12 protein-coding genes are annotated in these 17,307 nt (G+C 49.2%); 3 read left to right on the plus strand and 9 right to left on the minus strand.

Annotated elements, in window-relative coordinates; genetic code table 11:
- Positions 1-32: 32 nt before the first annotated feature.
- From Pan241w_RS20855 to Pan241w_RS20890, 8 genes are all read right to left on the minus strand, one after another.
- Positions 33-2,528 (minus strand): DUF1549 domain-containing protein, encoded by a 2,496-nt coding sequence (locus Pan241w_RS20855; RefSeq protein ID WP_232107218.1) that lies wholly within the window; start codon positions 2,526-2,528, stop codon positions 33-35.
- A 217-nt stretch (positions 2,529-2,745) separates the two neighbouring features.
- Complete coding sequence (locus Pan241w_RS20860) at positions 2,746-3,897, minus strand: aminotransferase class V-fold PLP-dependent enzyme (protein ID WP_145219573.1); 1,152 nt, start codon at positions 3,895-3,897, stop codon at positions 2,746-2,748.
- 29 nt (positions 3,898-3,926) lie between these two features.
- Entirely contained in the window at positions 3,927-4,691 is a 765-nt protein-coding gene (locus Pan241w_RS20865; RefSeq protein WP_232107219.1) for an IclR family transcriptional regulator, read from the minus strand.
- Between the two features lie 206 nt (positions 4,692-4,897).
- Complete coding sequence (locus Pan241w_RS20870) at positions 4,898-5,392, minus strand: hypothetical protein (protein ID WP_145219577.1); 495 nt, start codon at positions 5,390-5,392, stop codon at positions 4,898-4,900.
- A 24-nt stretch (positions 5,393-5,416) separates the two neighbouring features.
- A complete protein-coding gene (locus tag Pan241w_RS20875; RefSeq protein WP_145219578.1) occupies positions 5,417-6,946 on the minus strand; it encodes a SpoVR family protein in 1,530 nt (509 codons plus the stop codon).
- A gap of 82 nt (positions 6,947-7,028) precedes the next feature.
- Entirely contained in the window at positions 7,029-8,135 is a 1,107-nt protein-coding gene (locus tag Pan241w_RS20880) for a DUF444 family protein (protein ID WP_145219580.1), read from the minus strand.
- A gap of 107 nt (positions 8,136-8,242) precedes the next feature.
- Positions 8,243-10,303, minus strand: a complete 2,061-nt coding sequence (locus Pan241w_RS20885; protein WP_145219582.1) for a PrkA family serine protein kinase — start codon at positions 10,301-10,303, stop codon at positions 8,243-8,245.
- A 703-nt stretch (positions 10,304-11,006) separates the two neighbouring features.
- Positions 11,007-12,326 (minus strand): neutral/alkaline non-lysosomal ceramidase N-terminal domain-containing protein, encoded by a 1,320-nt coding sequence (locus tag Pan241w_RS20890; protein ID WP_145219584.1) that lies wholly within the window; start codon positions 12,324-12,326, stop codon positions 11,007-11,009.
- 177 nt (positions 12,327-12,503) lie between these two features.
- Between Pan241w_RS20890 and Pan241w_RS20895 the strand changes: the two genes are divergently transcribed.
- The gene (locus tag Pan241w_RS20895) at positions 12,504-13,496 is read left to right on the plus strand and encodes an adenosine deaminase (RefSeq protein WP_145219586.1); all 993 of its coding nucleotides are present in this window, start codon (positions 12,504-12,506) and stop codon (positions 13,494-13,496) included.
- Here the strand turns inward: Pan241w_RS20895 and Pan241w_RS20900 are convergent, their stop codons facing one another.
- Positions 13,497-14,261, minus strand: coding sequence for a hypothetical protein (locus tag Pan241w_RS20900; RefSeq protein WP_145219588.1), 765 nt, complete (start codon positions 14,259-14,261; stop codon positions 13,497-13,499).
- Between the two features lie 843 nt (positions 14,262-15,104).
- Here Pan241w_RS20900 and Pan241w_RS20905 point away from each other — a divergent pair.
- A complete protein-coding gene (locus Pan241w_RS20905) occupies positions 15,105-16,217 on the plus strand; it encodes a DUF4339 domain-containing protein (protein WP_145219590.1) in 1,113 nt (370 codons plus the stop codon).
- Positions 16,207-17,295 carry a DUF1559 family PulG-like putative transporter gene (locus tag Pan241w_RS20910; protein WP_145219592.1) on the plus strand — a complete coding sequence of 363 codons (1,089 nt, stop codon included), beginning with the start codon at positions 16,207-16,209 and terminating at the stop codon, positions 17,293-17,295. Before Pan241w_RS20905 ends, Pan241w_RS20910 begins: the two co-directional genes overlap by 11 nt.
- The last annotated feature ends 12 nt before the right edge of the window (positions 17,296-17,307 follow it).

The following is a 17,307-nucleotide window of genomic DNA, read 5'->3' on the forward strand; positions in this document are numbered from 1 at the left end:
ACTTTAATATTAACTTTTGTCTCACATCCAGGTTATCTGAGATAGATAAATTCACTCGATGCAAAAATGGACTGACAGAGCACCTGCCAGCTGCGATGGATACGTTTTTCGGAATCAGACTCTTCCGCCTGCAATTCTTTATCCAGTTCATCCAGGAACTGCAATGATTTGCTGACTTCCAAATCCGACGGTAAACGTCCAAACGATTTTAAAAACAGATGTTGAATTTTTTGTTCCGGTGCTAACGCGGTCTGACTTAGAACGGTATCGGCCATGCGTTGTGATGCCTCTTCGACGAGATGACTGTTCAACAGGAACAGTGCCTGGGGTGCCACGGTGGTTGAAGAGCGATTCCCATTCAAAACACTGGCGTCCGCATAATCAAACAGCATGAACATCCCGAACAGATGGTTTCGAATGACGGGGAGATACAAAGAGCGTCGGTTAAAATCATAGGTTACCGCATCCTTGGATTCGTGATTGAAGACAAACGCACGGTTCTCAACCGTCAGCAGCGAGCCGCCCATTGTCAGATCGAGGCCGTCACTGACTGCCAGAATCGAATCACGAATGGATTCGGCATCCAGACGACGCACATCGACCCGCCACAGCAAATCATTATCGGGATCCACGGCAGCTGCTTTCTCATTGAATTCGCTACTCATCTGCCAGGTGTTAGAAAGAAGAATCATGCGATGCAGTTTTTTGATCGACCAACCTTCGTCCATCAGGCTGGCAGCCATCCAATCGAGTAAGGGCTGGTTCGTTGGTTTGGCGCCCAGCTTTCCGAAGTTATCCGGGGTCGCCACGATTCCTTTACCAAAGTGCCAGCGCCAGACCCGATTCACAAACACACGTGATGTGAGAGGATGCTCGCGGCTGGTGAGCCATTCGGCAAACTTCAGACGGCCGCTTGTCTCTTTCGAAAATGGTTTTTCAGGCTGGGGACTCAATACCACGGGAACATGCCGCGGCACGGTTTCCCCTAAAGTCAGATGGCTGCCCCGAATATGAACGGGAACATCAATGATTTCCCGTTCGGTTGCGCCGAGCGCTGTGGGAACTTCGGGGCGTTCTTTCTTAAGCGAGGCGACTTGATCCCGCAATGTTTTGAGTTCTGCTTTTGCTTCTTTGGAATAAGAGGGTTCTGGTTTCTTCGGCAGTTTAAAGTCTTTGCCCCCTTCTTTCTTTAAGCGTTCATTCTCTGATTTCACAAGCGCGGCGATTTTCTCTTCTTCCGCTTTGATCTTTTTGTCCCACTCGGCCTGTTCTTTGAGTTCTGCCTCTGTGGCGAGTGAGTTCTCATGCCAGCGTGCAATCTTCTTGTAATGCTCCATGGTTTTGGTGCTTTTCAAGATGCCCGCCAGGCCGTAATAATCGTGAGCCGAAATGGGATCGAATTTGTGGTCGTGACAACGGGCACAGCCCAGCGTCATGCCCATCAGGGAGACGCCGATCGTGTTGATCTGCTCGTCAATGATATCCATCTCCATTTTGGTTTCATCAACTTCTGCCAGAACTTTGGGGCCCAGAGACAGGAAACCAGTGGCAATCAGACGTTCATTCCGTTCGGCGACATCTTTCGCGGGTTCCAGCAGATCACCGGCCAACTGTTCTTTGAGAAACAGATCGTAGGGTTTGTCTTTGTTGAGCGCGTTGACCACATAGTCGCGATATTTCCAGGCGTTCCCAAAAGCAATGTTTTCATCCAGACCATTCGAATCGGCATAGCGGGCAATGTCTAACCAGTGCCGGCCCCAGTGCTCACCGTAATGCGGTGACGCTAGCAGGCGATCCACGACTTTCTCGAATGCCTGTGGCGAGGTGTCGTTCAGGAAGTCATCAATCTCTTCGGGTGTCGGAGGCAGCCCGGTTAAATCAAAGGTAGTCCGGCGAATCAGCGTCCGTTTGTCAGCGGGTTTCGCAGGCGTCAATCCCGCCTGTTCCAGTTTCGATAAAACGAACTGATCAATCGGAGTTTTCACCCAGTCCTTGTGTTTGACCGCAGGTAATGCCGGCTTCTTGACTGGCTGGAAAGACCAGAACTCACGTTCTTTTTCCAGATCGTATTTTCCTTTTTCACTGGACGGTCTCAGCAGACTGAGATCGGCATTGGGGTAAGGTGCGCCCATCTTGACCCAGTTGGTCAGATCTTCGATTTCCTGCTTGCTCAGTTTCTCTTCTGGTGGCATTTGTAAATCGGAGACCTGATAATTCACAGCCGTGATCAGCAGACTCTGTTCCGGTTTCCCCGGAATCAGCAGCGAGCCGGCTTTGCCACCTTTGGCAATGCCTTTGAATGTATCGACGCGTAATCCGGACTCCTGCTCGTCTGCCCCATGGCAGTCGTAGCAGTGCTTGATCAACAGCGGCCGGATCTTTGCTTCAAAGAACTGAATCTGTTGCTGATTTGGTTGTTTCTCGGCTGCGGAGAGTGGAGAAACAATCAGCACAACGGCTGCGATCAATAACCCGGAGGGAGACTGTTTGACGAACGAAAAGAAACGATCTCGTAAACGAGCAGGCATCTTCATTATTATTCCCAGCAGTTTGAGGTAGGAACCACAAATTTATTTGATGAGCGCTTATCTCTCACCCCAACAATTGGTGGCATGTGCGTGAAGGTAAGAATGTTTGAAGAATGAATTTATGCTTACCTTACTATTATATTCCATTTGGTTCAGAAATCAGCAAAAATACATATTTTAAATGACTTCCAAGCAATTTTTTACACTGTATTCAGACTTAACCCGCGGCATTTCCGACATAACTTTTCGACAGTGCCACATTTAACTCTCGCAGGAACGTTTCCACGTTTTCCATCGTATTGTAACCGTGCAGCGCCACTCGAATTCGTCCTGCGTGATACATGGGATGGATTTGTTTACTGTGTAAGTGTTGATAAATGCGTTCTGCCTCTGGATGCCGAAACGCAATAATGCCCGCCAGATTCTCCGCCTCTTTGGGTGAAATCAGTTCGACCGACGTCTGTTTGAGGCCTTCCAGGCATGCTTCGACGAGCGGGGTTGCCGCCTGATTGATCTGTTCGACGCCGGTCTGGGTGATATAGTCCAACGCGGCACGAATGGCATACACGGCGGGATAGTTGGGCATGCCCACCGTAAAGCTGGCTGCGCCCGGCAGGCTTTCCGCTTTATCAAACCGTTGATCGCCGAACGCATCTTTCAGATTGAACCAGCCACCCGCGGGCACGGTCCACTCATTCGCCTTTGCTGAAGGAACTCCCACCAGGCCGCCGCCATGTGAAGCGAGAATCCATTTGTGAGTGCTGCTGATAATCAAATCGATGTCTTCCAGATCAAGGGGAATTCGTCCCAGTGCCTGTGTGACATCCAAAGCGATCAGAGCAGACGAGTGCTGGCGAATGGTCTGAATCACTTCCTTCAGCGGTATTTTGAACCCGTTGAAAAAGCTGACAAGTGAGATACTCACCACGCGCGTTTTATCGCTGAGAAGTTCCTGCAAGTCTTCCAGACGCAGTTCCCAGTCGCGAGCCTTCCAGATTTTTGTTGTCGCTGGACAGCTTGCCTGCAAGCCGAACGTATAACTGGCGGGGAAATCCAGATCGCTGACGATGACTTCATCCCCGGCTTTCAGCTGCAATGCCTGATACGCCAGATTGAATGCTTCGGAACTGCAGGAGCAGATACTGACCTCATCGGAACTCAGACCATACATTTGTCCGACCAACGCTTTGGCCGCGTCCCACTGAGCTTCGTGCAACGTACGGCCATCCATGCCCAGGAGTTTATCCTGAAAATACTGTTGAAACGCTTCGCCGACTGCCAGCGGGGGAATGCCTTCGGCGGCGGTATTTAAATAGACGCGTTCCGACAAGCTGGGAAAGTCCTGTTGTCGTTTTTGTTGATCCAGCATGAAAACTCCGTTCAATTCATCCGCTTGTTTCAGTTGACACTGTGCGTTTCAATGTCCGACTTGTTAATCATCGTGGGCCCGAATTCACTTGAGATGGCCTGTGCACAGTCCAGCATCGTAGAAGAAATTCGGGTGCTGTCGTCAGACTCGCCAACCCGTAAAATATGTGAAACGCATAATACAGCCAGCAGCCTTCCGTCGGCTCCCAGAATCGGTGTCGCCGTATCCTGAACTCCAACAATCAACGTACTTTCCATCGTTCGAAAACCGGCCTGCCTGATGTCGACATAATCCGACTCCCATTCCTCAATCTGACCGGAAGAGAGATCGTGTTGCTCCCAGTATTTCTGTCGCTGCTCTTCCGGCAGAAATGAGAGTGCAACATGGCCGCTGTTGCGCTCATGCAACTTGAAGCTGGCACCGATGCGCACGGCCAGTGAAACATCAGCGTCGCAATCAACGCGGGCAATCACCAACATCTTGTTGCGAACGACAATATTCAGATGGCACGACTCTTTGAGTTCATTCGTCAAGGCTTCCATATGCGGAGTCGCACGGGCAATCAGCGCTTCTGTGCTGGCATGCTTGGCCCCCAGCTCGAACAGTTTCGTACTCATCCGATACCCCTGATTGGCATCCCGGATCAAATACCCCTGCTCGTTCAGGCATGCCATCACGCGGAACAGCTCCTGTTTGGTTCGCCCCAGACGGTCTGCAATATCGGTCAAAGAGAGCGGTCGGGAGATCCCGGACAGTAACTCCAGAACCTCTAGCCCCTTCTCGAGGGCAGGCACTCGATACGATATTCTTGAATCAGTTCTTTCTAATGTTTTACTCATGAAATATGATTTTACATATAAAACACCGCTCGTCAAGCACGAAATACAAGTTTACTTTTCAGAACCTAAGTCTATAAACAAAAATGCCTTAAGCGAATCATCACTTAAGGCATTCAGGTAACAAATTGTTTTTAAGAGTGAGCGAATCGGAATCAGTCAACTCAGGGAACGGTATCAACCAGATCATCAACCAGCTTGCGCAATACTTCGTGCGTCACATGTAAATCGACCTGAGTTCGCCCCCCCTGACCCGGTTGGCTGGCGAAGCGTTTCAAGCTGAAGTTCCCATTGGCGTGGGAGGAGAGAATGATTTCATAGAACTGGGTTCCCGCCTGATTCTGGTCCGGGGGTGTCGAACGGATGAGAACCTGACCGGCATCTTCGTCATATTCGAGGGGACCAATATTCTCCAGCAGATACGTGATCCGCTGACAGAGCTTCTGCCCCCATTCTTTCAACTTGTCATAAGTTGACTGTGACAGAGATGGAACATTGACGCGAATTTCCTGAAACGAACAACTCATGGAATCGACGGAGGTAAAATCGATATTGATTTCGATTTTGCCTTTCGCAGCCAGAGTGACGGTTGTTGGTTGCGCCGATTGAAATCCGGTTAATTGTTTCAGTTCATGATTTAATTGGTTGAGTACAGACATTTTGAAATCCTCCTAACGAGGATATTAGGTTTTTTCTTTTGAATTCGTGTAATGTTTTTTGCCGTCGTAGCTCAAAATTGTCGGCCGATCATCGACGACGGTTTCAATATTCACCGGTCGCTTCCATATACGATGCAGATTGACCAGCGTATCCTGGGCGTAGTCCAGCTTGAGCTCGACTCCCAGGTATTCATGTTCGAGATAAAGTTCGCCCCGGTTTTTATAGTTGGCGTCCTGCACATAAATCACAGGCCGCCCATGATTGCTGAGGCTGTTGAGCAGTTGCTGTTTGATCTGTTCAAATTCGCGCGACTGTATTTCATACGTTTTATTCGAATCGTTAAACGCAAAGGAAAACATGCGATTTTTATAGCAGAACTCGGGCGTCAGAAATGTATCGATAAACGTGATGTCGTTATGAATGCGGCGGACTTCAAAGATTTTCTCTCTGCCTAATCCAAGATCTTTATCCCAGCGTTCTTTCTCGAACATGTCGGTACAGTCTTCGTACTCCGGGCCGAACTGTCCTTTATTCCAGCGTTCCTCGATGTCTTTCAACAATTCAATCCCCAGCTTATAGGGATTCAAACGATTGGGGCTGGTTGCCATCGTGCCACTGTGATGGTCGGCGTAGTTGATCAGCCCTTCGTCCGTCAGACCGTGTCGCGTCATGATGGTGGAATGCCAGAAACTGGCCCAGCCTTCATTCATGATTTTCGTCTGACCTTGCGGCGCAAAATAATATGCTTCATCCCGAATGATCGACAACACATCCCGCTGCCAGTCTTCCAGAGGGGCATACTGAATCAAAAAGTACAATACATCCCGCATGCGTTCTTTGGGAAACTTCAGCTGATCCGACATCTCGCGGGCTTTTTCACGTTTCTGACTGGCTTCTGCTTCGAGTACTTCATCCGGATTGATGTAGCGGTCCATATAGTTCTTCGCAGGAAAACGGCCGCCCGAAGCTTCGCCTGCCTCCTCTTCCTGTTGTTTTGTCTCAGGCTTGCGTTCCGCTTTTGACTCACGTTTGATATGTGGTGCATACGGATCGATCAGGCTCTCCAGCGAGAGGCAGGTATCGATAAACATTTCGACCGTTTCATAGCCGTGCGTATCAATGTGGCGATTCATCCGCGTAGCATGATTGGCCATCTGGTCCAGCATCTTGCGATTCGTATGCGCGAACCAGGCATTGTTCTTGAAAAAGTCACAGTGGCCGTAAACATGGGCGATCACCAGCTTCTGATCGGTAATATCATTCGCACTCAATAAATACGCATAACAGGGATCGGTATTGATCACCATCTCGTAGATTTTCTGCAAGCCGTAAGAGTAGCCTTTCATCAGCTCGTCATATTGCGCACCAAATCTCCAGTGCGGATAACGCACCGGGAACCCACCATAGGCGGCAAACATGCTCAGCTCTTCATAATCGAGGACTTCGAAAATCGTTTTGAAAAAATCGAGTCCATAATCGAGCGCATGCTGCTCCATCTCCTGCTGGATGTCGCTTAATTCCTTTGGTAAGGGGCGATGTGTTGTTACTACCATACAAGCCTCCGTCAGCAATCAATGCAGTTTGAACCACCGGCTGACTGCGTGCTGCTTTTGAGGGCAGCACATACTGTTCATTCTATTTTCCGGTTCCCAGAAACGTTTTAATCGAACCGTAAATAGCTTCCTTGTCGTCGATCTCAGATAGAATCAAATTGTCAAATTCTTCTTCGAACTTACGCAGTTCCTTGATAAAATCTCCCGAGCCATACGGGCTTCTGACCTGGCCATAACAGAAGAGATTACAGATCGGAAAAATATTTTCTTTGAGATTCTCAATGCACTCTGTGTTATCTTCACCCCAGTTATCGCCGTCGGAAAACTGGAAGCAGTAAATATTCCACAGTGATGGAGGGAAGTCCCGTTGAATAATATGGTCGGCTGCCCGGTAAGCGGATGAGATACGCGTTCCCCCGCTCTCGCGAACGCGATAAAACGTATCTTCATCCACTTCATGAGCCACAGCATCGTGCACGATATAACGGCGTTCGATCCCGTTATATTGACGTTTGAGCCAGGTATCGATCCAGAATGCTTCCGTGCGGACAATTTCTTTCTGGACGTCGGTCATCGACCCGGAAACATCCATCATGTAAATCACAGCCGCATTCGTGTGCGGTTCGGAAACCGTCTTCCAGCTTCGAAACCGCTCGTCGTCTTTGGTCGGAATAATCATTGGATCCTTGGGATCGTAATTATTGGTCGCAATCATCCGCTTGAGGGCACGTTTGTATGTCCGCTTAAAGTGCCTCAGCGAATCGGGGCCGGTCGGACTGACTGAAGTATAGCGGTCTTTTTTCGATGTGAGTGCGTCGTCACCCTTAGGTTCAATCCGCGGCAGTTCAAGCGCTTCGCCGAGCATATCCGCCAGTTCTTCGAGGGTGAGTTCCACTTCTCGAATGTGCTGGCCTTTCTCATTTCCGGCCTGGCCCTGACCATCGCCATCGGACTTTCCGCGACCGATGGGCTGACCGACTTCGCCTTCACCCTGCCCGACGCCGCCACTCCCTTTTTCTCCATGCTGAAAGTGGGGAATTTCGATATTGGGTACGGGAATGCTGACGGTTTCTCGTCCTTTACGACCAATCATTTCGCCATGATTGATGTATTTTCTGAGCTGCTGTCGCACCTTTCCTTTGATAATTTTCTCGAACCGTTGCTGGTCACGATCAATTCTGCGTACCATATTATTGAGCCCCTTTCAGAACAGGGAATCAGAGTGAGTCGGCTCTCAATCTATTCTTGTTTCTCCCGGCTGCGATTCCTATGAATTAATGAAAAGATACTTTCAGATCAGGCGGCGTCGCTGTTCTTTTTCGTATCGCCGCGAGCAAAAATGCTGGCAACATACTGCAGAACGTCGGTTGCTGATTCTTCGTCATAACCGTAATTCCGAATTAACCGGGCTTTGACGATATCGATTTTCTCCTGCGTTTCTGCATCGACCACATTCGATACCAGACTGGTTAATTTGATTGTATCCTTCTGGTCCTCGAACAGTTTCATTTCGAGGGCCTTCTGCAAGCGTTCATTCGTTTTGTAATCGAACGATTTCCCGTCCATGGACAAAGCACCAATGTAATTCATGATCTCACGGCGGAAATCATCTTTCCGGGTTTCCGGAATATCGATGCGTTCTTCAATCGATCGCATCAAGCGTTCATCCGGCTCTTCGTACTCGCCCGTAAACTTGTTTTTCACGCGTTCTTTCTGTGTGTAGGCTTTAACGTTATCCAGATAATTACCACACAGTCGTGTGAGCGCTTCTTCGTCAGCGGCAATCGCACGCTGAACTTCGTTCTTCACGATGTCGGTGTACTCTTCTTTCACAACGGTAATCAACTGGCGGTAATGATCACGCATGTCTTCATTGGCAATCAATGAATGATGCTTCAGCCCTTCTTCCAGTTCATTCAACAGCATGAACGGATTCAGGTTGGAGCTTTGCGAATTCACGACCAATGCATTCGAAATTTTATCCTGCACGTAGCGAGGAGAAATCCCGAACAGACCTTCCGACTTGGCTTCCTTGCGAAGCTGCTCGACATTCTCAGTCGTGAAACCGGACAGCGATTTGCCGTTGTACAGGTTCATTTTCTGAACCAGCGTCAAGCCGTGATGCTTGGGTGTTTCCAGTCGCGTTAACACGGCCCACATGGCGGCTATTTCCAACGTATGCGGGGCAATGTGTTTGCCGCGGACACGTTTGGTATTGTAATCCTTCTCGTAGATTTTGATTTCTTCACTCAGCTTCGTGACGTACGGCACATCAATTTTCACCGTACGGTCACGCAGGGCTTCCATGAATTCATTCGACTGCAGACGGCGATATTCCGGCTCATTCGTATGGCCGATGATCACCGTATCTATGTCGGTCTGAGCAAACTTCTTGGGTTTAATTTTGTGTTCCTGAGATGCACCGAGCAGATCATACAAAAACGCCACATCCAGTTTGAGGACTTCGATGAATTCGATCAGTCCCCGGTTAGAGACATTAAACTCACCATCAAAATTAAACGCACGCGGATCGCTTTCGCTACCGAACTCGGCGATTTTACGGTAGTTAATATCGCCCGTTAATTCAGTCGAATCCTGGTTTTTCTCATCCTTAGGCTGGAACGTACCGATGCCGATCCGATCCTGTTCGGAAAAAGTGATCCGCCGGACAACGATCTGGTCCATAACTTTGGTCCAGTCGCCGTTGGCTTTTTCCAGTTTTTCGTTGAACATGAATCGGCTGAGCGGGCAGACTTCGCCCGTGATTTCCACGATATAATCTGTCTCTTTGTTGGGATCGCGTCCCTCGTTCAGATAATCGCAGATTTCCTGTCGATGCTTTAACGGAATCAACTGCAGGGGCTCACTATTCATGGGGTCCCAGAGAATCGAACCGTCTTCTTCTTTCCAACCAAAGCTATACACGGCACCTTCTTCGGTGCGCGAGTAGCGTTCCAACCCCTGCTTTAACAGACGGGCGATTGTACTTTTCGAACTACCGACCGGGCCGTGCAGTAACAGCACACGGCGTTCGCTGCCGTACTTGAGGGCTGCCGACTTGAAAACGTTCACGAGGTCCATCAACGGCTTCGAGAGTCCGAAGATTCCATCGCGACCGTCATTCACCGGATCATCAAAGAAGCGATAGCGAATCAGTCCCTTTTTGCCTTCGACGGGATAAGTTCCATAGCTCATGATCATGTCATAGACGCGCTGGAACGCGGTTCGCGTTACTTTGGGGTCTGCTCGAACAAGATCGAGGTACTCATCAAAAGTCCCCTGCCAATGTTCCTGTAGAAACGAGTCAGAGTTAAGCTGACCAGAGATTTGATTTAAGATTGATCGACCATTTTCCATGGGACTTTCCTCCTGGCATGACGACTTGCATTCGAGCAGGTCGATTTATCGGCCAATAAGTTCGAGGTGATTTGATTAAAGAATTTTTCTAAAGTTCGACTGCCTTTCACAAAGACCGAAATTTTGTAAGTTCGAGACACGATCCGCGCAGGGAAAGTTCCCTCATACAAAAATAAATCTGTGACGAGGTTGTTTTAAGACCATCCATGGCCAACACCAAATTGTGAATCAGGGATTATTGTGTGGACGTGACTCGACAGCTCTCAGAGCATGCCACACCGGGATGTAAGTGACTTTTATTACGTTTCGAGCACTTCTATTATTTCCCACGCTTCTATTTGAGACAATAGCAATCTTTGACGCGTCAAAATTGTTCCTTATTGCGTATCGAACAAAACTCTCAGTAAGTTACTAAATAACAGGCAGTTAGAGAAACATTCATGAAAACGCTCTGATAAGCTTAAACGAAAGAGAGGACTCCTGAACGTAATGAATCTGATCAGATTGGACAGACTGGAACTGTTACGTTTTTATGAAGTGCGCACTCTACCATACCTCCAAGTATAACTACGCTTAGAACCACGAAAGCGTTTAAAGTTTTTTGCGCATGATTTTCAGAATCAGGAGGCATTCAGAGTAATTTTTCATTCAACCACCAAATGAAAAAATGCTCTTCTCTTCTGAGCAATATCTGCACAGGGTTCTATGGCGTCACCAGAGAGTGCACGAGTTGAATGACGCGGTCTTCCACGCCTGGTTTAAAGGGGCCATGAAAACCGAAGTACTTCATCGCACCGCCCCCTTCATAGCCGCCTTCTTTAAGAACCCGTTCTGAAGGGACATAAGCGAAGACTTCATTACAGTAGCCAGCCACCCAGATGCGACGGTCGGAAAATTCTTCGTGCAGCCGAATGGAATAATCAATCACCGTCTCCCCCCCCAGGCCGATCAACGTCAGGTCGTCGCCAAACTGGATCACCTGAACTGAAAACGGATAAGAAGTTGCAATCGCGCCCTGCTCATCGAGTTGATTCAACAGATACTTCGTGAGTCGCTGAGAATAGACATCTCCTTTTCCCTGCTGTTTCAGCAGTTCTGCTTTGGTAGGGGGGGCAACAAACGGCAGATCGGTTCGCTTCATTTTAACGGTCAACGGCCCGTGAATCGGCTCCAGCGGTTGATCCACGGCTCGTATCACGGCTTCCGCCAGAGAATTTCCATGCTGTTCTGCCAAAGCGAGTGTGCCGCGCGGATCGGGATTGGCATCACCACCGCAGCCGATCATAAACAGCGCCATGGTTCCCGGGTACTTTTTCTCGAGCGCCACCTGTGCGAAGCCGGCGTAGTCACCACAATACTTGAACAGAGCGATCGTGGTGTTGTGGCAGGCATAGCCGAACAGGACTGCCCGCATTTTACCAGTTGGATCATTCACCCTAAGCACGGGAACGGTATGATCAACGGGGCCATCCGGATTGATCCGCCCGCGTCGATTAATGGCAAACGTGGCCCGTTCTTCGCCGTAGCTGAGCGATGCGTCGGACAGCGACTGGCTGGCCTCTACAATGACTTTGACCAGATTATCCTGAAGTTGTTTTGCGTAGTCCTCAATCTCTTTCTGGTGCACGGGACTCAAATCATAGGCCAGCGACGCACAGCCTAATACGACGGGACTGCTGTGCGTGTGCGAGCAATTCAATAGAATCTGCTCGCGGGTGATCCCCGTTTTCTGAGCAACCCGTTTCCCGACCGCGTCGGAAATTTCCCGCGTCAGCCCGATCAGGTCGGTGGTGACAATTGCGGCGCGGGATCCCTGCTTGTCTTCGAACACCAACGCTTTGGCCCACAAGGGGTGCGTTGTGCCCTCAGCCGGCTTTTTACGCGAAGCGTATCCGCCAAGCCAGATTTTCTTCGTCGGCGTAATATCCACCCGGGCCATGCCGACCTTCCAGTCGCCAGCCAGTAACATTGACGGAGCCCAGACCAGCAAAGCAGTCAGACAAAACAAGACGAGTCTTAACATGGCTTCATTCTCTTTCAAAAAACAAGCGATCAGCGCACTCCAATTTATCCTATCCGATCACGACACGTCAACGAAGACTCACTTCGGAAATCATGATATTGACAACGATCGTCAGCGGGCTAGGATGATGCCAATCTTGAACACTCACAGAATCAACAGCGAGACGGAGACGGGAACATGGACGAGTTCATTGCTCAACTGCCCAAAGCAGAACTACATTTGCACATTGAAGGAACACTGGAACCAGAGCTGGCTTTTGCGCTCGCGGAGAAGAATCAGGTTGCACTCCCCTTCTCATCGGTGGATGAGATGCGGGCCGCGTATAATTTCAGCGATCTGCAATCGTTTCTGGATTTGTATTACGCCTCGATCAGTGTGGTGCAGACAGAAGAAGACTTTCATGACCTGACGCTGGCTTACCTGAAAAAGGCGGCCTCACAGAACGTACGGCACACCGAAATTTTCTTCGATCCTCAATCGCATACGGCACGCGATATTCCCATGGGAACGGTCATCAACGGGATCACGGCGGCACTTCGGAAAGCGGAAACAGAACTCGGTGTGACTTCGAAACTGATCCTCAGCTTCCTGCGACATCTTTCAGAAGAAGCGGCGATGGAGACCTTACAACAGGCACTTCCCTTCCGTGATCAATTTATCGGCGTCGGCCTGGATTCTTCGGAACTGGGGCATCCCCCCTCCAAATTTGTGAACGTATTCGAAGAAGTCCGTCGGCAGGGGTTCCGGGTGGTGTGCCATGCAGGTGAAGAAGGTCCGCCGGAATACATCAATGAAGCCCTGGATCTGCTGCACGCCGAACGCATTGATCATGGGGTGCGTTGTATGGAAGATACGGCTCTCGTAAAACGGCTCGCAGAAGAACAGATTCCACTCACCGTTTGTCCGCTGTCGAATGTACGATTATGCGTTTTTAAATCGATGTCGGATCACACGATCAAACAAATGATGGATGCGGGCCTCTTGGTGACCGTGAATTCTGACGATCCCCCCTACTTCGGCGGTTACGTCAACGAGAATTATCAGGCGATCCAGGAAGCCTTTAACCTGTCTCGCAAGGATCTGGTACAACTCGCCCGAAATTCATTCACCGCGGCGTTTCTCTCTGACGAGGAAAAGCAGAAACTGATTGCTGAACTGCCGGAGTTATAATTACGGCTGGTTGAGCGTATCAAGCACCTGATTCAGATACTGTTTCACTTTCGGATCGACTTTTTCATAGCCTTTCTCGGACCGAGGTTGTCCCATCGCATGACGCATTGCATTGTGCATCAGGTAGCGGCCACTGTCGGTTTTCATGTGGATGGCGTCGCGATAGAGATCCGTAATCTGGTCGAAAGGTGCCTTGTTCTGCTTAATATCGGCATCGACCTGCTCCAGCAGATTGATGGCGTAGGTCTGTTTAAACTCTCGATCGGGAAATTGTTTTTTCAGAGCCGCAATCAAGGCGTTGATATACGCAGGGCTATGCTGCAGCTTGCCAGAAACGTCTGAACTGGCATATTCATCAGCCCGCGTCGCACTGCGCGCCCAGCCGGTATGAATGATGAATGTCGCTTTAGGCTGCATTTTGACCCATTTGGAAATCGTATCGACATCTTCTGCCAGTGTGGAGCCATAGTGCGGCTGTACGGAAATCAGATCGTACTGTTTCTCTTTGAGTGCCGTGGGCCAGAGTGTGGAGTTCTTGACACAAGGCTTTTCCGGATGAGCATGAATGTAAGGCAGACTCTTGCCACAGTCGACATGCCACTGCACATCGCCGTCGAGCAACGAAGGAACAGTATCCCAGGTCAGCGAGTTGCCGATCAGGTAATAGCTTTTCGCTTTCTCTTCTGCCTGGAGGGAGGTCCCCGCATATAGAATTCCAAGTGCAATAAGACAGCAGGAGATAAAAATGCTGAGCGGCTTGAGCATGACGGGATTCCTTCTGGAAATGACATAAACGGAGCTGAATGACCGTCCCTGTGAAAACATACCCCCGGCAGGGTTCGAACCTGCGACCTATGCTTTAGGAAAGCGGCATCGCGCAACTGCTCGAATTCTACTCACAGGGTAAACACTGCATACAAAGCATTATAATAGATCCGTTCTATCATTTTAGATAGTGTGAATTACCATTTGGAAGGCGTGCGGCGGCAATATTAGGTACCATTTTTGGTACCAGTTGAAAGGAAGGACTCAAAAGTATCAACCCAATAACAGTTGAATCGAAACTATACAATGAAGCCTGCTTTCAAATTCATTCAGGACAGAATTTATTTCCCAGGAAATAATCGCCCCCACGTGAAGGATTGCTGATTGATTCTCGACAGGGGAGTGATTTAAATTTGATCAAAAGGCCTACGGGTCCTTTCTGGAGTTCATTTTCAATTGACACCATAGGGAACTATCGAAAGATCGCTGTGTCTTTCCTTCCAATAATTCGGGCAAGGTCAAATCGAAATGTTACCACATTTCAGGTGGACGCGGTTAAGGGGGCTAGATCAAGCGATGCTTAAGGATATTGCAGAGGGAAACTTCTAAGCTCTTTTCGTAAACGCGAGTCCGTCTATCACCTGCTGAGAACCTCTTAACGTTTCAGACCCCAGCAGAACACAAAAAAAACAGGTTATATCATTTTCAACAAATCAGTGAACTCATGTTTGCCTTGTGCTAATAGTCCGTGTATACTGCCTCTATGCATCGATGTGTTCAATTATTTTTATTCTGATTATGTGGTAAATTACTTACAAATTAGGATTTAAAGCGACTTTATTAATGGCAACTGAATGGTATTACAAACAGTCGGATGAAGCGCTGGGGCCTTATTCCTTCCGCGAGATGGTGGAAATGGTTCGTGAGGAGCAGCTTTTACCCGAAACCATGGTTCGTCCCAACTACCTGGATGAGTGGCAGCGGGCCGATTCTGTTGTCGGCTTGTTTCATATGGCCCGGCGAGATCCGGCAACCCTTCCCCCTGTTCGGTCTGCCGTAGATCCCATTGGTGATGAGTTTACTGATGCAGACGACCTGGATGCTTTTTTAGCGGAATCGGATGATCCCGAACCGATTGAACGCGATGTTTTACATGAGCAGGTAGAACAACCGGGATGGTTGCGACGTCTGCTGACACTGCGAAACAGTAAGATTCCGCCGGTTCCCGTTGATCGGGAGCGAGAATTCCACGTCGATCTCAATCGTACTGTTACGAATGATGAAGTGGCAGACTCAGACCTGGGATCAGAGGTTCCTTTGGGAGAGGTGAATCTTGATGCCGAAGCAGAAGTCGGTGCCTATTCCGAAGAGACCTGGGCATCGACGGTGAATGCGGCCGTTGAACGGATTGATGCGCGAGCCCCAAAGCAGGAAACGCCCCTGCCTTCTCGGCAGATCGTACCCACGATCAGTCTTTCTTTTCTACAAAATCCAGTCTTTCGGAAGCTGATCTTTGCAGGTGCCATTATTCTTTGTGCCAGTGCCGGGATCTACGGGTTCGTCAGCTGGGTGGGACAGGGGAAATTATACTTTCCCCTGGTCGGCTCGACCTCGCCGCTGTTGTTTCTGGTCTATTCCGGCTGTTCGTTCCTGGCGGTATTCATTCTGGGACCATTGTTAGCGTACATCGCAGCTCCCTATTTACGTGTCGGATTCAGGGTAGGGGCCGCTGTGATTACTGCGAATATCACCGTTTTGTTCTTGCTGAACTGGTCTGAGAAGCAGAACATGATTTTTCCTTCGCGGAAACCAACGGAAGCCAAGCTGATCTTTCCGATCATCGGTGAATGTTCCTCTTTCGCTTATTGGATGTACTTTGTGGATAGTGTCATTTTTGTGGCTGTTCTGACTTATTTTGCCGCCTGGTGGCTGGAGGCGCACGCCGATGAAGTGTAAACGTTGTTTTGCTGATCGCGCGAAGACCGTTCCGATCTCTGGATCCTCAAATCCTAGAAGAGGTTATACGATCATCGAACTTCTGGTTGTTGTTGCAGTCATCAGTATTTTAATCGCACTTGCACTGCCGGCTGTTCAATCGGCACGCGAATCTGCTCGACAGGTGCAATGTTTAAGTAATATGCGCAATGTCAGCCTCGGGTTGCTACAGGCGACGGACAGCGCCAACCGCTTTCCTGCCTGCGGTTATTATGGAGATGGCTCTCCCGGTACGGTTGGCTCTTATCGTAGCTGGGTCGTCGAAGTCCTGCCCTATCTTGGCCAGTCGGTTATCTTTGACAAATGGGATCTGGAGAAAGGATATGAAGACCCGGTTAATTCCCCGCTGGCAAATTCGCATATCCCGATCCTAACCTGTCCGGATGATAAAACTGAAGTTTCAGGTCAAGGTAACTTAACCTATGTTGTCAATAGTGGTGTTGGCTTTACCACTCTGCGCAATGGAATCCACGACTGCCCCATAGATCCCTTACAACAGGCTTTAGATCTAAACGGAAATGGTATCACTTGTAATTCTTCAGCTGCCCCTGATGGTACACCATCGGACCGTGAAATTTTGGCTCAGATGGGGCTGTTTTTTAATGAAACCTGGAAAGGTGAATCAAGGTCCAAACGTCACCATACCATTGCTTCTATAACAGATGGTGCTTCCAATACCATGCTCATTTCAGAAAACCTGCGAACAGGTTTTGATCCTGCGAATTCAAGAGCCAACTGGGCATCTCCCAATCCCTATCTCACCAGTTATTACATTGGTGCCCCCTGCCTAAGCGGTAATTGCATGAGTGGAAATGTAGACTATAACCGCTCAAATTCAGGAGGATCGGCCATTAACTCAGGAAGGACACAACCAGAGGGATCTTCCCCCTACCCAAGCTCTGGGCATAACGGAGGCGTCAATATTGGTTTCTGCGACGGACGGGTCGAGTTTGTTTCTGAAAATATCGACGGAAAAGTTTACGCAGCGCAAGCCAGTCCACAAGGTCAGTCTTTACAGGGAACGTCGTTGGCGCAATAGAAATCTTTAATC

The sequence above is a fragment of the Gimesia alba genome (genome assembly GCF_007744675.1).
Lineage (GTDB): Bacteria > Planctomycetota > Planctomycetia > Planctomycetales > Planctomycetaceae > Gimesia > Gimesia alba.

What these genes read in the sequence shown, in the direction of transcription:
- Pan241w_RS20910 (WP_145219592.1), top strand. Translation starts at nt 16,207, where the DNA reads ATGAAGTGTAAACGTTGTTTTGCTGATCGCGCGAAGACCGTTCCGATC.
- Pan241w_RS20905 (WP_145219590.1), top strand. Translation starts at nt 15,105, where the DNA reads ATGGCAACTGAATGGTATTACAAACAGTCGGATGAAGCGCTGGGGCCT.
- Pan241w_RS20880 (WP_145219580.1), bottom strand. Translation starts at nt 8,135, where the DNA reads ATGGTACGCAGAATTGATCGTGACCAGCAACGGTTCGAGAAAATTATC.
- Pan241w_RS20870 (WP_145219577.1), bottom strand. Translation starts at nt 5,392, where the DNA reads ATGTCTGTACTCAACCAATTAAATCATGAACTGAAACAATTAACCGGA.
- Pan241w_RS20860 (WP_145219573.1), bottom strand. Translation starts at nt 3,897, where the DNA reads ATGCTGGATCAACAAAAACGACAACAGGACTTTCCCAGCTTGTCGGAA.
- Pan241w_RS20855 (WP_232107218.1), bottom strand. Translation starts at nt 2,528, where the DNA reads ATGCCTGCTCGTTTACGAGATCGTTTCTTTTCGTTCGTCAAACAGTCT.
- Pan241w_RS20895 (WP_145219586.1), top strand. Translation starts at nt 12,504, where the DNA reads ATGGACGAGTTCATTGCTCAACTGCCCAAAGCAGAACTACATTTGCAC.
- Pan241w_RS20900 (WP_145219588.1), bottom strand. Translation starts at nt 14,261, where the DNA reads ATGCTCAAGCCGCTCAGCATTTTTATCTCCTGCTGTCTTATTGCACTT.
- Pan241w_RS20885 (WP_145219582.1), bottom strand. Translation starts at nt 10,303, where the DNA reads ATGGAAAATGGTCGATCAATCTTAAATCAAATCTCTGGTCAGCTTAAC.
- Pan241w_RS20890 (WP_145219584.1), bottom strand. Translation starts at nt 12,326, where the DNA reads ATGTTAAGACTCGTCTTGTTTTGTCTGACTGCTTTGCTGGTCTGGGCT.
- Pan241w_RS20875 (WP_145219578.1), bottom strand. Translation starts at nt 6,946, where the DNA reads ATGGTAGTAACAACACATCGCCCCTTACCAAAGGAATTAAGCGACATC.